Annotated in this window: 13 protein-coding genes; 1 reads left to right on the top strand and 12 read right to left on the bottom strand. The window is 66.4% G+C overall.

Annotated features, from left to right (window positions below; genetic code table 11):
- Nucleotides 1-25: 25 nt before the first annotated feature.
- The 4 genes from H9638_RS07135 to pyrR are packed head-to-tail and all read right to left on the bottom strand — an operon-like array spanning nt 26 to nt 3505.
- Nucleotides 26-544 (bottom strand): PH-like domain-containing protein, encoded by a 519-nt coding sequence (locus H9638_RS07135; protein ID WP_191746522.1) that lies wholly within the window; start codon nt 542-544, stop codon nt 26-28.
- Complete coding sequence (locus H9638_RS07130; protein WP_191746827.1) at nt 532-1872, bottom strand: dihydroorotase; 1341 nt, start codon at nt 1870-1872, stop codon at nt 532-534. The genes H9638_RS07135 and H9638_RS07130 overlap by 13 nt, the downstream gene beginning before the upstream one ends.
- 56 nt (nt 1873-1928) lie before the next feature.
- Complete coding sequence (locus H9638_RS07125; protein ID WP_191746521.1) at nt 1929-2927, bottom strand: aspartate carbamoyltransferase catalytic subunit; 999 nt, start codon at nt 2925-2927, stop codon at nt 1929-1931.
- The gene (pyrR, locus tag H9638_RS07120) at nt 2924-3505 is read right to left on the bottom strand and encodes a bifunctional pyr operon transcriptional regulator/uracil phosphoribosyltransferase PyrR (RefSeq protein ID WP_191746520.1); all 582 of its coding nucleotides are present in this window, start codon (nt 3503-3505) and stop codon (nt 2924-2926) included. Before pyrR ends, H9638_RS07125 begins: the two co-directional genes overlap by 4 nt.
- Nucleotides 3506-3618: 113 nt before the next feature.
- Here pyrR and H9638_RS07115 point away from each other — a divergent pair, with 113 nt between their 5' ends.
- Nucleotides 3619-4815, top strand: a complete 1197-nt coding sequence (locus tag H9638_RS07115) for a PrsW family intramembrane metalloprotease (RefSeq protein WP_191746519.1) — start codon at nt 3619-3621, stop codon at nt 4813-4815.
- A gap of 182 nt (nt 4816-4997) precedes the next feature.
- On the opposite strand, the gene nusB is transcribed toward H9638_RS07115, so the two are convergent.
- The 8 genes from nusB to ruvX all read right to left on the bottom strand — a co-directional run bounded on the left by nusB (nt 4998) and on the right by ruvX (nt 11697).
- Nucleotides 4998-5408: a transcription antitermination factor NusB gene (gene nusB, locus H9638_RS07110; RefSeq protein ID WP_191746518.1), complete on the bottom strand. Its 411-nt coding sequence runs from the start codon at nt 5406-5408 to the stop codon at nt 4998-5000.
- The gene (gene efp, locus H9638_RS07105) at nt 5405-5968 is read right to left on the bottom strand and encodes an elongation factor P (RefSeq protein ID WP_191746517.1); all 564 of its coding nucleotides are present in this window, start codon (nt 5966-5968) and stop codon (nt 5405-5407) included. Before efp ends, nusB begins: the two co-directional genes overlap by 4 nt.
- Nucleotides 5969-6056: 88 nt before the next feature.
- A complete protein-coding gene (gene aroB, locus H9638_RS07100) occupies nt 6057-7178 on the bottom strand; it encodes a 3-dehydroquinate synthase (protein WP_191746516.1) in 1122 nt (373 codons plus the stop codon).
- Nucleotides 7178-7693 (bottom strand): shikimate kinase, encoded by a 516-nt coding sequence (locus H9638_RS07095; protein ID WP_318241812.1) that lies wholly within the window; start codon nt 7691-7693, stop codon nt 7178-7180. The genes aroB and H9638_RS07095 overlap by 1 nt, the downstream gene beginning before the upstream one ends.
- Nucleotides 7686-8897, bottom strand: coding sequence for a chorismate synthase (gene aroC / locus H9638_RS07090; RefSeq protein WP_191746515.1), 1212 nt, complete (start codon nt 8895-8897; stop codon nt 7686-7688). The genes H9638_RS07095 and aroC overlap by 8 nt, the downstream gene beginning before the upstream one ends.
- Nucleotides 8898-8929: 32 nt before the next feature.
- Complete coding sequence (locus tag H9638_RS07085; protein ID WP_225217132.1) at nt 8930-9808, bottom strand: shikimate dehydrogenase; 879 nt, start codon at nt 9806-9808, stop codon at nt 8930-8932.
- Nucleotides 9809-11131: an endolytic transglycosylase MltG gene (gene mltG / locus H9638_RS07080; protein ID WP_318241811.1), complete on the bottom strand. Its 1323-nt coding sequence runs from the start codon at nt 11129-11131 to the stop codon at nt 9809-9811.
- Nucleotides 11128-11697 carry a Holliday junction resolvase RuvX gene (gene ruvX / locus H9638_RS07075; protein ID WP_191746514.1) on the bottom strand — a complete coding sequence of 190 codons (570 nt, stop codon included), beginning with the start codon at nt 11695-11697 and terminating at the stop codon, nt 11128-11130. The genes mltG and ruvX overlap by 4 nt, the downstream gene beginning before the upstream one ends.
- Nucleotide 11698 lies beyond the last annotated feature (1 nt).

The following is an 11698-nucleotide window of genomic DNA, read 5'->3' as shown; positions in this document are numbered from 1 at the left end:
GTCGGGGCGGGAGTTTGGTTCACTGTCACAGTTGTTCCTCGCTAGATGTTGCAGATGATTCCGGCAGCAGTGCCTTGATGGCCGAAACCAGGGGGGTCTTGTGGTCCGCGGACCGGGTGCGGAACCCGGTGTCGACGGTTTTGGGTCCGAGCTGCCAGGTCACCATGACCAGCCCGTCCTTTTCAACGAATTTGCCGGCCATGCCGCGTTCCAGGCGGACGCTGCGCAGGTCAGCGCGGTCAATCCAGACGTCGGGGGCGCCGCTGCGGGCGAAAAAGAGGCCCTCCGGGAAGACAGCCGCGGTGGCAGTTGACTTCACCCCCAGGCCGTAGACGGCAACCCGGTCCAGCCAGTCGCCTGCCGTGGTGGTGGCGACGTACTGCCCTTCAGCCTGGAAACGGGGCATTTCCAGGTCGTCCGGGAGCGGGCGCGGCCGGGGAATGTCTGATTGGCGGCGGCGGCGTCCCCGCCAGCCCAGGGCGAACAGCCCGAGCAGGAGCACTGCGCCGGCCAGGGCGCAGAACAGGAAGATCAGCCAATCCATGGTGTCTCCTCCGCAGCCGCGGGGCGCGGCGTGTTCAGTACTCCGTCAAGGACGGTCGGATGGCCGGCAAAGAAATTGGTCCGCACCACGCCGGGCAGTTCCAGCCCTGCAAAAGGACTGTTCCTGCCCATGGTTGCCATCTTATGGGGGTCGACCGTGCGGCGCGCAGCCGGGTCAACCAATATGACGTTGGCCGGTTCGCCCGGTTCCAGCGGCCGGCCCTGGGTGGCAACGCGGCCAATCTCGGCAGGGGCGGCGGAGGTTACCCGCGCGAAGTCCGCCCAGGTCATCAGACCGGTGTCGATCATGGTTGCCTGGACCACTGAGAGCGCCGTTTCCAGGCCGGTCATGCCCATGGCAGCCTGCGCCCACTCGCATTCCTTATGCTCGCTGGGGTGCGGCGCGTGATCAGTACCGACGATGTCGATGGTGCCGTCGGCCAGGCCGCGGCGCAGTGCCTCGACATCGGATTCGGTGCGCAGCGGCGGGTTGACCTTGTAAACGGGGTCGTAGCTGCGCACGGATTCGTCGGTCAGGAGCAGGTGGTGCGGGGTGACCTCTGCGGTGACGTTGATGCCGCGTTCCTTCGCCCAGCGGATGATTTCCACGGAACCGGCGGTCGAGACATGGCAGATGTGCAGCCGGGAACCCGTGTGCTGGGCCAGCAGGACGTCACGGGCAATGATGGATTCCTCGGCGACGGCGGGCCAGCCGGGCAGACCGAGGACGGCGCTGACATCACCCTCGTGCATCTGCGCGCCGTCGGTCATCCGCGGCTCCTGCGCGTGCTGCGCGATCACGCCGTCGAACGCCTTGACATATTCCAGGGCACGGCGCATCAGGATCGGGTCGTGGACGCACATGCCGTCGTCGGAGAAGACGCGGACCCGGGCACGGGAGTCGGCCATGGCACCGAGCTCGGCCATCCGTTCCCCCTTGAGCCCCACGGTGACGGCACCGACCGGGCGGACGTCCACCCAGCCGGACTTCAGGCCCAGGCTGTAGACCTGCTCCACGACGCCGGCGGTGTCAGCGACGGGATTGGAGTTCGCCATCGCGTGCACCGAGGTGAACCCGCCAAGCGCAGCGGCACGGGTGCCCGTCTCCACCGTTTCCGCGTCTTCCCGGCCCGGCTCACGGAGGTGGGTGTGCAGGTCCACCATGCCGGGAAGGGCAATCAGGCCGTCGGCGTCGATGACCAGTGCGCCTTCAGGGCCAGTGAGGTCCTGGCCGACGGCGGCGATCAGTCCGTCCTGAATGAGGAGGTCGGCACGCTCTTTCCCCAGCAGCGAGGCACCGCGGATCAGGTAGGCGCCGTTCGGGGACAGGGTCGGCTGCGCGGCGGGCGCGGGCGCTGCTGTAGTTGCAGTGTGTGTTGCGGTGTTCACTGTGCGGAAACTTCCTGTGGTGTTCGCTGGGAGCTGCCCTCACCGGAGAGCAGAAGGTAGAGGGCCGCCATCCGGACGGAAACGCCGTTGCTGACCTGGGCCAGGACGGTCGAACGCGGTGAATCGGCGGCGCGGGAGGAAATCTCCAGCCCGCGGTTCATAGGACCGGGATGCAGCAGGATCGTATCGTCCAGGCCAAGCGCATCCAGGCGGTCCAGCCGGACATCGTCAAATCCCCACCGGCGGGAGTATTCCCGGACGGTCGGGAAGAACGCCGAATGCATGCGCTCTGCCTGGACCCGGAGCATCATCACGGCGTCGGGCTTGGACTCCAGCGTCTCATCGAGTGAGTAGCTGACCTTGCAGGGCCAGGACTCCACGCCGAAGGGAAGCAGCGTGGGCGGGGCCACGAGCGTCACCTCGGCCCCGAGGGTTTTCAGCAGCCAGAGGTCGGAGCGCGCCACGCGGGAGTGCAGGATGTCCCCGACGATCGCCACGCGCATTCCGGAAAGGTCGGTGCCCTGGGACGGTGTACCGTGCAGCCGGGCCCAGTGCCGGCGCATGGTGAACGCGTCCAGCAGGGCCTGGGTGGGATGCTCGTGCGTTCCGTCGCCGGCGTTGAGGACTGCGGCATCGATCCAGCCGGAGTTCGCCAGCCGGGCCGGGGCGCCGGAAGCGCCGTGGCGGATGACGACGGCGTCGGCACCGATGGCGGCGAGAGTCTGGGCGGTGTCCTTGAGCGATTCGCCCTTGGAGACCGAGGAGCCCTTCGCGGAGAAATTGATGACGTCGGCGGAGAGGCGCTTGGCTGCGGCCTCGAAGGAAATCCGGGTGCGGGTGGAGTCTTCGAAGAACAGGTTGACGACTGTGCGGCCGCGCAGGGCAGGGAGCTTTTTCACTTCCCGCTCCCCTACTGCGGCCATGGTCTCCGCAGTATCCAGGATGGAAATCGCATCCTGGTGGGAGAGGTCCAGGGTGGAGAGCAGGTGTTTCATGCAGAGCCTTCGATCACGACTTCGTCTGCCGCGGGAAGGTCCGTTTCGACCAGCCGGACACGGACTTTTTCCACGGCTGCGGTGGGCAGGTTCTTACCCACGTGGTCGGCGCGGATGGGCAGTTCGCGGTGGCCCCGGTCCACCAGCACGGCCAGCCGTACGGCGCGGGGGCGGCCCAGGTCAACGAGCGCGTCAAGGGCGGCACGGATGGTGCGGCCGGAATAGAGGACGTCGTCCACGAGGACCACGACTTTGCCGTCAATGCCGCAGGCCGGAAGTTCGGTGGGGTACGGGGACCGGGTGGGCTGGTGGGCCAGATCGTCACGGAACATCGTGACGTCAAGCTGGCCGGTGATGGCGCCGGCGTCCACGGTGGGATCGGCGGCGGCGATTTTGGCGGCGAGACGCAGGGCCAGGGGATATCCGCGGCGCGGAATGCCCATCAGGACCAGGTCGGTGCCACCCTTGTTCGCCTCGAGAATTTCGTGGGCGATCCGCGTCAGGGCGCGGTCAATGTCAGCTGAAGCCAGAACGGTGCGGGCAGGCGCTGCGGCCTGCGTGGGATCGCTAAGATCCATATTCTGCTTCCTCCTTCCCCGCCTCACAGGACGGACTTAAAGGTTGAATGCCCTTCAAAGCTATCACAGCAGACCGGCCCGGATATTGTTGGGTCCATGACAGGCAACCGCACATGATCCCGCAGTCCGGACCGGGCTTTCCGGGGCTGCCCGGGCAGCCGGCAGACGGCGTCGCACCCCTCCAGGTTCCCCCCGCACCCCGGGCCGGAAGCGGCACGGTGCTCAATGTGCTGCTTATCACTGCAGCCTCGGTGGTCGTGGTGCTGGTGGGGTTCTTTCTTTTTGCCGCACTGGGCAGCGAAGCGTTCATCCTGTGCGGTTTTCTGGCACTGATCCCGCTGGGCATCTGCCTGCTGGGGCTTCATTGGATCGACCGGTGGGAACCGGAACCGCGGGCTGCCCTGCTGTTCGCTTTCCTCTGGGGCGCAGGGGTCTCCGTGGCCATCACCCTGCTGCTGGGGAGCATGGTCAACGAGGTCCTGATGACCCTGCTGCCGCTCACCCCGGCAGATGTCATTGCCACGGTGGTCCAGGCTCCGCTGGTTGAGGAGGCAGCCAAAGGCCTGGGAGTGCTGCTGCTGGTCTTCGTGCGGCGCAGCCACTTCGACGGCCCGCTGGACGGGATTGTCTATGCGGGCACGGTCGGTGCCGGTTTTGCCTTCACCGAGAACATCCTCTACTTCAGTGCCGCGCTCTTCGAAACCGGAGGCGTGAGCCTGCAGCTGGGCTTCGTGTTTGTGCTGCGCGGGCTCTTCTCCCCCTTCGCCCATGTGCTCTTCACGGCAGCGCTGGGAGCGGCCCTTGGACTCGCCGTCAGGAAGCCGGGCGGTGTTCGGATCCTCATCGGCTTTATTGCCGGCCTGGCCGCCGCGGTCCTGGGGCACATGTTCTGGAACGGCGGCATGGCACTGGTCTATGACGACTTCTTCCTGTTCTACTTCCTGCTCCAGGTCCCACTGTTCGCCCTGGCCCTCACCGGGGTCGCCTATCTTCGCCGAGCCGAGCAGCGCTTGACGCGGGAGCGGCTGGATGAATACGCGGCGGCCGGCTGGTTCACCGCTGCGGAGGTGGATATGCTCGCCACCCGGTCCGGCCGGCGGCAGGCCCTGCGCTGGGCCGGTGGTTTTGGGGGCAGGCCCACCATGCGGACCTTCATCCGGGAGGCGACGAACCTTGCCCTCACCCGGCAGCAGCTGGTGAGCGGGCGGGACCCGCGCGCCAATGCCGCCCGCGAAGACCGGATCCTGGACGCGCTGACCCGGACCCGGACCCGCCTCCTGCAGACGGCGGGCGCGCCGCAACGGTCCTGAGTCCGGGCGGTACTGAGACCCCCGGTACTGAGGTCCCCCGGTACTGAGGCCCCCGGTACTGAGCACACACAGCCCCGGCCAGCGCCGGACGGCCTTGGACAGCCCCTGGACAGCACAATGCCCGGCAGGAAACCTGCCGGGCATTGGGACAAATGTACTGCGGCGGAAGGACTGCATGGCCTCTAGGCCAGCAGTGAGTCCTTAAGCTGGTGCAGCCGGCCCAGCAGCCCGTTGATGAATGCGGGTGATTCATCGGTGGAGAGGGTCTTGGCCAGTTCGACGGCTTCGCTGATGGCGACCTTGTCCGGAACGTCCTCGTTGTAGAGCAGCTCCCAGCTGCCGATGCGCAGGATGATGCGGTCAACGGCCGGCATCCGGTCCAGCGCCCAGCCCTGCGAGTAGGTGCTCAGGAACTCATCGATCTGTGCCTGCTTGGCAATAACGCCTTCCACCAGGTCCATGGTGTACGGGTTAATGACCTGGTCCGTCTGCTCCCGGCGGGAACGGAGGGACTCAAGCGGAGACATGGATCGCTGCTCCGCTTCGAAGAGCACTTCAAGTGCCCTGGTCCGGGCTTTACTGCGTGCACTCACTCGTTAACGCGTCCCAGGTAGTCGCCGGTGCGGGTATCAACCTTGACCTTGGTGCCCTGCTCCAGGAACAGCGGCACCTGGATTTCGTAGCCGGTTTCCACGGTGGCGGGCTTGGTGCCGCCGGTGGAGCGGTCGCCCTGCAGGCCCGGCTCGGTGTACGTGATTTCCAGAACCACCGACGCCGGCAGTTCGATGTAGAGCGGGGAACCCTCGTGGATGGCGATGGTGACCATCATGGACTCGAGCATGAAGTTGGCGTAGTCGCCGACGATTGCGCCCGGTACCGTGAGCTGGTCGTAGTCCGACGTGTCCATGAACACGTAGTCATCGCCGTCCTTGTACAGGTACTGGTAGTCGCGGCGGTCAACAGTGGCAGTTTCGATCTTGATGCCGGCGTTGAACGTCTTATCGACGACCTTGCCCGAACGGACGTTGCGCATTTTGGTACGGACGAACGCACCACCCTTGCCCGGCTTTACGTGCTGGAACTCAATGATGCTCCAGAGGTTGCCTTCAAGCTTCAGCACCGTGCCGTTCTTGATGTCGTTGGTCGTTGCCACAGTTTCTCTTTCGTCGTTTCGCGTAACTACGTGTCTTGTCCGTCGACCATTCTACCTGTTCGGCGAATCCGCCCACGATGCCCGGAGGCTACAGGCTGAGCCGGATCCCGCCGTCGGGCTCCGAGGCGATCTCCTGGTACGCAGCGAACAGCAGCGAGGTGTCCGGCACTTCCAGGATGGACGGTTTAGCCAGGCCGTCCAGGACCACGAAGCGAAGCAGGTCCCCGCGGGACTTCTTATCCCGGCGCATACCGTCAAGCAGGGCGCTCCAGCGGTCCTTCCGGTAGGTCACCGGCAATCCGAGGGAGGTGAGGACGGCCTTGTGCCGGTCAGCCGTGGCATCATCGAGCCGGCCGACCATCCGGCCGAGCTCGGCCGCGAAGACCAGGCCCACGGAGACCGCAGCACCATGCCGCCACTGGTAGCGCTCGGCCAGTTCGATCGAGTGCCCCAGGGTGTGGCCGTAGTTCAGGAATTCCCGGCGCCCTGCCTCACGCAGGTCACCGGAAACCACCTCGGCCTTAACCCGCACAGCGCGCTCAACGAGCTCGCGGACAACGCCTGAGCTCCCGTCCGCCACGGCTTCCGGGTTGGCCTCAATGAGGTCCAGGATGGCCGGGTCGGCGATGAAACCGCACTTGACCACTTCTGCCATACCGCTGAGCAGTTCGTTCTTTGGCAGGGATCCCAGCGCATCCAGGTCTGCCAGGACGCCGGCGGGCGGGTGGAACGCGCCGACCAGGTTCTTGCCCTCGGCGGTGTTGATTCCGGTCTTGCCGCCTACGGAGGCGTCCACCATGCCGAGCAGGCTGGTGGGTACGTGCACTACTTTGATACCGCGGAGCCAGGTCGCGGCCACGAAACCGGCGACGTCGGTGACCGCTCCCCCGCCCACGGCGACAACCGCGTCGGAACGGGTGAAGTCATTCTGGCCAAGAACCTGCCAGCAGAAGGACGCCACCTGGATGTGCTTGCCTTCTTCGGCGTCCGGGATTTCCGCGGTGAGCGCCGTGAGACCGGCCGCGGCCAGTTCGTCCCGGACCGTGTCGCCCGTGGTGCGCAGGGCACGCGGGTGGATCACCAGGACACGGCGGACGCGCTCCCCCAGCATGCCGGGAAGGCGGCCCAGCAGGCCATTGCCGATGACGACGTCGTAATTTTCGGCGGGCTTATCGCCCGTCACCTTGATAACGGTGGGTTCAGCGGGCATTAGTGTTCTCCTTCGTCCAGGGCGGCGGTGATACGTTCCACGACTTCCGGAACGGCCAGTCCCCTGGTGTCTATAACAATGTCTGCCAGCGATTCATACAGCGGGCGGCGTGCCTGGGCCAGCGCGGACCAGCGGACCACCGGATCCCCGGCCAGCAGCGGCCGGTGGCCGGACCGTGAAATCCGCGGCAGGACGGTAGCCAGGTCGGTGTCCAGGAACACCACGGTAGCGTGCTGCAGGAGCTGCTGTGTGCCGGCGTCCAGCACGGCCCCGCCCCCCAGGGAGATCACCGAACGGACCGGTGAGTCCAGGGCGGCGGCCACGGCGCGTGCCTCCACCTCGCGGAAGTAGGCCTCGCTGTGGCTGGCGAAAATTTCGGGGATGGGCCCGTGTTCGTCCACTACCAGCTGATCGGTGTCCACATAGGGCAGCCCATGGCGGGAGGCAAAGGAACGGCCGACGACGGATTTGCCGGCAGCCATCAGCCCGATCAGGACCAGATGCTGCTCAGGCACCGGTGCCGGTGCCGATTGATCCGAGGGACGCCGGGATGTTCTCGAGGTAGGTGCGCAGGTTCCGTGCAGTCTCCGCCACTGAATCGCCGCCGAATTTCTCCGTGACGGCTTCGGCCAGGACCAGGGCAACCATGGCCTCCGCGACCACGCCGGCCGCCGGCACGGCGCAGACATCCGAGCGCTGGTGGTGGGCCCGTGCAGCTTGGCCGGTGCTCACGTCAATGGTCTTCAGTGCCCGCGGAACCGTGGCAATGGGCTTCATGGCAGCGCGGACCCGCAGGACCTCACCAATGCTCATGCCGCCTTCGATTCCGCCGGCCCGGTTGCCCGAACGGACAACCTGTCCGTTTTCGTCCTTCAGGATTTCGTCATGGGCGGCTGATCCACGGCGCGTGGCGGTCAGGAAACCGTCTCCGACCTCTACGCCCTTGATCGCCTGGATGCCCATCAGTGCGCCTGCAATCCGCGAGTCCAGCCGGCGGTCCCAATGGACGTAGCTGCCGAGTCCCGGCGGCAGGCCGTAGGCGAGTACCTCGACGACACCGCCAAGGGTCTCGCCCTCCTTGTGGGCGGCGTCCACCTCAGCAACCATCGCTTCGGTGACCGCAGGATCGAAGCAGCGCATGGGGTTTGCGTCCAGGGCGGCAACATCACCGGGGACAGGCAGGGCCGATCCCTCCGGCGAGCTGACGCCGGCGATCGCCACGGTGTGGCTCACGAGCTCGATGCCGAGCTCCTTCAGGAACGCGGCGGCGACGGCTCCGAGGGCAACCCGGGCAGCCGTTTCGCGGGCGCTGGCCCGTTCAAGGACGGGACGGGCCTCGTCGAAACCGTACTTCTGCATACCGGTGAAATCTGCGTGGCCCGGACGGGGCCGGGTCAGCGGTGCGTTGCGGGCCTGGTCGGCCAGGACCTCCGGGTCCACCGGGTCAGATGCCATGATCTGCTCCCACTTGGGCCATTCGGTGTTGGCGATCTCGATGGCGATGGGGCCGCCCTGGGTCAGTCCGTGCCGCACACCTCCGAGGATCCGCACCTCGTCCTGCTCAAACTTCATCCTGGCGCCGCGGCCATAGCCGAGCCGCCGGCGGGCCAGCGCCTCCTGGATGGACGGCGTGCTTACCTCGACGCCGGCGGGGACGCCCTCAACAATTCCAACCAGTGCAGGCCCATGGGACTCACCGGCGGTCAACCAACGCAACATGGCTTCAATACTGCCATGTCCGGCAGGTGGCTTCAGCGCTGAGGCAGCCCCACTGCGTCACACATCACGTTTATGACGGCACGTTCGTCGCGGAAGGCGTCCCTGGTGAAAAGGCGGACCTGTTCCACAGCCTGGTAGAGGAGCATTTCCAGCCCCGGCACGATCGTTCCCCCGGCCGCCTGCCAGGCAGCGGCAATGGCGCTGGGCCAGGGATCGTAAGCCGCGTCCAGCAGCACCGCGCCGTCGCGCCGGCGGCCCAGGTCCGCGAATTCGCCGGCAATCCCGTCCGCGCCGCGCGGCGGCAGGGTGCAGATCACGACGTCGGCTTCCGCGCAGGCGGCGGCGGCCATGTCCCAGCCGTGAAGCGCAACGTCGGTGCCCAGCCGGCTGCCCACTTCCTGGACTGCCGGCTGCCCGCCGGCGTCGCCCCGGAAACTGCGGGCGTAAATGTCCACACTGCTGCAGCCGAGTTCCGTCAGGGCCGCCACGGCAGCTGTTGCGGTGCCTCCGGCGCCCAGTACGGCCGCCTTTGGGGCGTCACCGGCACCCGCATGGCGCAAGGCGTTGACCAGCCCCGCGACGTCGGTGTTCCAGCCGGTCAGCACCGTTCCGCCGGCGCCGGGCTCGAACGTGACCGTGTTGATGACGCCAAGCGCTTCAGCCAGTGGATCCAGTGTGTCGACGGCGGCTGCCATGGCACTCTTCAGGGGCATGGTGACGGACAGCCCGTTCCAGCCCGGTTCCTGCCGGACGGCCGCGGCGAAGTCCGCCGCGGCCTCCTCTTCCACATCGATTGCAGCGTAGTCGCAGTCGAATTCCAGGTACCGGTATGCGGCACGGTGCAGCTCAGGTGAGCGCGAGTGGGCAATGGGATGCCCCAGAACCGCTGCGCGGCGGGTGATGGCAGACAACTACTCGCACCTTCCCGCTTCCTGCGTTCCGCACCACTCCTGGTATTCGGCAACATAGCGGGCATGCTCGGCCAGGGTCGAGGAGAACTCTGTCTTCCCGCTGTCCAGGTTGACGGTGACCCAGTAGAAGTACGGAACGTCGGCAGGGTTTGCCGCGGCCTCGATAGCCTCGATACTCGGTGAGCCGATCGGGCCCACCGGCAGACCCGGATTCGCGTACGTGTTGTACCGGTTACCCTTATCTGCCTTCTCCTCCGGCGTGAGGTTGTAGCTCTTGCGGCCCAGGCCGTAAGTGACCGTGGCGTCAGACTGGATCAGCCCGTTGGTTTCGGTGTTGTCAGCACGGAGCCGGTTTTCGATGGCACCGGCGACCGTGGCGTAATCCGCTTCGCCGGCCTCGGCCTGGATGATGCTGGCCTTGGTCAGGACGTCGTACTGGGCGGCAGCGTCGCTCACACCGCTTTCCTCCAGGGCGGAGAATGCGTTGTCCACCATCTCGGTGACGATTTCCGTGGCGGTGCTGTCAACCGGGAAACGGTATTCACCGGGGAAGAGGTAACCCTCCAGGCTCACGGCCTCTGCCGGCAGGCCAAAGTCCTGCGGGCTGGCTGCCAGGGCTTCGAATTCCGTCAGCGGGATACCGGTGGACTCAACCAGGATGTCGAAGGTTTCGCTTTGCCGGAGATCCCGGGCGATCGCGGCGTAGTGCACGGCCGTTCCGCCGTCGCCGAGCAGTGCGGTGACCGCTCCGGAGGCCGACATCTGGAGCCGCATTTCGTAGGTGCCTGGCTGGATTTCGCGCCCGTCTGCTTCCTGCTGGAAGACTTCGACGAACTTTTTGCCCGTGGCCACAATGTCCTGTGCTGCGAGGCTCTCCCCGATCAGCAGCGGCCCCTCACCCGGATGGACCACGAAGGAGACTGTTCCCTCGCCCGGACCCGGGTAGTCCTTGGTCTCGTTCATTCCGAGCAGGTCCCGCAGGAACAGCGTCAGGCCGAACACGACTCCGGCAAAGACCGCAAGGACAACGACCATCACCAGCGTGCGCCGGCGGCGCCTGCGCTGCTTGTCACGGGAAGGCCGCCGGCTGCGCCGGCTTGGTGCTTCATCGGCAAAGAAGGTCTGGACTACGGGCGCGGGCTCATAGCCTTGTTCGGCTCCAACGTGCTGCAGGCTTTCATGGGCGCCGGCGTAGGCGTCCTGGTGGCCGTCGGCTGGACCGTATCCCTGCTCCGGAGCACCCTCGCCGGCAGATCCGCCCGCACTTGGATCGTATTCCGGTTCCTGTCCCGGCGGACGATGGTCGGGATACCTGTGGCTCACGGCGCTGAATCGCTTTCGGGGCGGCTTTCCTCGGAAATAGTTAGCTCCTCGTCTGGGGCCGAAGCCGCGGGTCGCGCGCTTCGGCGAAATGTGACCGATGCCCCCACATCGCGTCCAAGGGAACGCTGCATATCAATGGCCTGCTGCAATATACCCACAGCGGCCACTTGGTCTACCACTCTACGGTGATTTCTGGTGTCCAAGCCAGCTTCTCTTAACGAGCGGTGGGCGCTGACCGTACTCAGCCGCTCATCAATCAGGCGTACCGGGACGTCCAGGCCTGCCCGGTCGAGTGCTTCGGCAAGGGCCTGGGCGTAGCCGCGGGCCATCGCCGTCGAGGCGGTTTCGGTGCCGCGCATGCTTTGGGGCAGGCCCACAAAAACCTGAACGGCACCCCGTTCGGCCGCTTCGCGCACCAGCACGGCAATGTCGCTGTTTTTCTTCGCGTCCCGCTTGAGCGTCCGGACCGGCGTGGCCAGGAGCGCGTCGGGGTCACAGGTTGCGACCCCGACGCGCGCCAGACCGACGTCGACGCCGAGCTTTGGTCCGCGGGGATAGTCCGGCATC

Source organism: Arthrobacter pullicola, assembly GCF_014836875.1.
In the GTDB taxonomy this organism is placed as follows: domain Bacteria; phylum Actinomycetota; class Actinomycetes; order Actinomycetales; family Micrococcaceae; genus Arthrobacter_B; species Arthrobacter_B pullicola.
Note: the sequence above shows the minus strand (reverse complement) of the source record. Positions and strands in the feature narration are given on the sequence as shown.

Bases quoted from the DNA above. Each gene is read 5' to 3' on its own strand.
- H9638_RS07135 (WP_191746522.1), bottom strand. From the start codon at position 544: ATGGATTGGCTGATCTTCCTGTTCTGCGCCCTGGCCGGCGCAGTGCTC.
- H9638_RS07125 (WP_191746521.1), bottom strand. From the start codon at position 2,927: ATGAAACACCTGCTCTCCACCCTGGACCTCTCCCACCAGGATGCGATT.
- pyrR (WP_191746520.1), bottom strand. From the start codon at position 3,505: ATGGATCTTAGCGATCCCACGCAGGCCGCAGCGCCTGCCCGCACCGTT.
- H9638_RS07115 (WP_191746519.1), top strand. From the start codon at position 3,619: ATGATCCCGCAGTCCGGACCGGGCTTTCCGGGGCTGCCCGGGCAGCCG.
- aroB (WP_191746516.1), bottom strand. From the start codon at position 7,178: ATGCCCGCTGAACCCACCGTTATCAAGGTGACGGGCGATAAGCCCGCC.
- aroC (WP_191746515.1), bottom strand. From the start codon at position 8,897: ATGTTGCGTTGGTTGACCGCCGGTGAGTCCCATGGGCCTGCACTGGTT.
- ruvX (WP_191746514.1), bottom strand. From the start codon at position 11,697: ATGCCGGACTATCCCCGCGGACCAAAGCTCGGCGTCGACGTCGGTCTG.